Origin of the sequence: Actinomadura geliboluensis (genome assembly GCF_005889745.1) — a bacterium.
GTDB lineage: Bacteria > Actinomycetota > Actinomycetes > Streptosporangiales > Streptosporangiaceae > Spirillospora > Spirillospora geliboluensis.
In genome coordinates, this window is record NZ_VCKZ01000727.1 from 1 (window position 1) to 1,494 (window position 1,494).

Annotated in this window: 2 protein-coding genes; both read right to left on the reverse strand. The window is 70.4% G+C overall.

Annotation, left to right across the window (positions count from 1 at the left end; genetic code table 11):
• A partial coding sequence (locus tag ETD96_RS43855) for a TrbL/VirB6 family protein (protein WP_138642362.1) occupies window positions 1–1,118 on the reverse strand: 1,118 nt, incomplete at its 3' end.
• 113 nt (window positions 1,119–1,231) lie between these two features.
• The gene (locus ETD96_RS45635) at window positions 1,232–1,375 is read right to left on the reverse strand and encodes a DUF8175 domain-containg protein (protein WP_171069550.1); all 144 of its coding nucleotides are present in this window, start codon (window positions 1,373–1,375) and stop codon (window positions 1,232–1,234) included.
• Window positions 1,376–1,494 lie beyond the last annotated feature (119 nt).

Here is a 1,494-nt window from a genome sequence, read left to right on the forward strand (position 1 = left end):
GACCCGCCCGCCGCGTTCTGCCCCGGCGGGGACACGTCGGTGTCAGCCCGGCCGCTTCCCGGCGGCGCGTCCGGGGCGGGGGACTGGTCGCCTGAGCTATCGGCCGGCGGAGGTGTGGCCGCTGAGTCGTGCGGGGTGGACGGCTGATCGGACGGGTCGCCGCCGGGAGGCGCGGAGTCCTGGTCGCCGAGCTGCTGCTTGATGTAGGTGGTGTGCTCGGCCGCCGAGCCGGACTGGCCGCCACCGGACCCACCGCCACCGCCGTAGGCGCGCAGCGCGCCGAGCGCGGCGGCACTGCCCATCAACGCGCCGAGCATCCCGCCCCCGGCGCTGGACTCGGTTCCGCCGGTGGTCCAGGTGAAGAACTTCAGCAGCACGGGGAAGGCGATCAGGCTGATCAGCATCATCGCAAAGCCCATCAGCACCGTCTGCAGGTCCTTGCCTTTGCCGACCAGCGTGAACGCGGTCGCATACACCGCCGCCGCAGCGGGCTTGTAGAACACCAGCGCCAGCATCCAGCCCGCCACGCGCGGGAACCATGACTTGGTCGAGGTGGTGATCATCCCGGCCGCCGCCAGCGGCAGCAGCCCGGCCAGAATGACCAGGGCCGCTCCGCGAAACAGCAGCAGGATCGCCTGGACGATCCCGATGACCAGCGCGAACAGGCACAACAGGAGCACCAGCGCGCGCGGCGCCGCGCTCGGGAACGCCACGATCTGACTCATCCGCCGCGCGAAGTCCCCATCGGAGGAGGCGTTCAGCACCCAGCCGCACCACAGGTCGCCCCACTGGATCAGCAGGTTCGGCACCACCGTCCCGATCACGGTGACGACCGCCAGGATCACCAGTCCGCGTCCGGCGTCCACCAGCGGCAGCGCTTTGCGCGAGAGCGCCATCCGCGCGGCGACCGCCAGCAGCGCCACCACCGCCACCGCGACCGTCAACGGCCGGACCAGCAGCTGCAGATACCCGACCGCCGGCTCACCCTGCAGATCAGGAGAGGGAGTGTGCACCCACCAGGACGCGGTGTTGGACACCAGCCAACCCACCGCCTCCTCGAACGACTCGGTCATCTCCTCCAGCACATGACCGCCGATCGCCCCCGGGATATCGGACAACCCAGGAAGGCCAGGCAGGAGCGGGTTCCCGCCGCCGTCATCGTTGTCCACCGGCTGAACGCACGCAGGCTCGGTGACCGGCGAGCACGGATCCAGTGGAAGCAGGGCAAGCATCAGCCACCCCCGTGCGGGAAGCGGCTGTAGCCGTCCAGCGACGTGATCGGTGCCGCCGCTCCCGCCCACGTCCCGCCGGGAGGAGCGACGACGCGCCAGTCACCGTCCTGCCAACGCAACTGCAGCCGGGTCACCGCACGCACGGTCACATCACTGGAGCGCCCCGGGTTGGGTGGAGGCCCTGAAACCTGGAAGGGTGAGGGGCTATGGCACCCCCGAGAAAGTACTCCGTTGAGCTGCGTGAACGCGCGGTCCGTATGGT